The 270-nt window shown below is 38.1% G+C and carries 1 pseudogene; it reads right to left on the bottom strand.

Annotated features, from left to right (window positions below):
* Positions 1 to 270: pseudogene (locus ACEO2X_RS14435) on the bottom strand (RNA-guided endonuclease TnpB family protein); the annotation flags it as partial.

Below are 270 nucleotides of genomic sequence, written 5' to 3'. Positions count from 1 at the left end.
ACACCTACGCCATTAGGGAGTTTGAGTTTATTTCCTTTAACCCAACAGTATTTATCGAATTGTACAAGGCGAATGGAATCATAACCGTCTGATTTTTTCTTAAATCTAGGCATAAGTGGGCGCAACTGAACCTCAGTACCATCAGCCAATTTAAAAAATTTAGGTTTCTTAGGTTTGCGCTTTTTTTCTTTTAGTCGAGCATGTTCTTTAGGGTTGAAAAACTTCCCCCATGCTGATGCAAGATCACGAACTTTTTGTTGAAGTGACACA

The organism is Acinetobacter sp. AL9 (assembly GCF_041464035.1).
Classification (GTDB): domain Bacteria; phylum Pseudomonadota; class Gammaproteobacteria; order Pseudomonadales; family Moraxellaceae; genus Acinetobacter; species Acinetobacter towneri.
The sequence above is the reverse complement of the archived record's forward strand: the minus strand, read 5'-3'. Positions and strand labels throughout refer to the sequence as shown.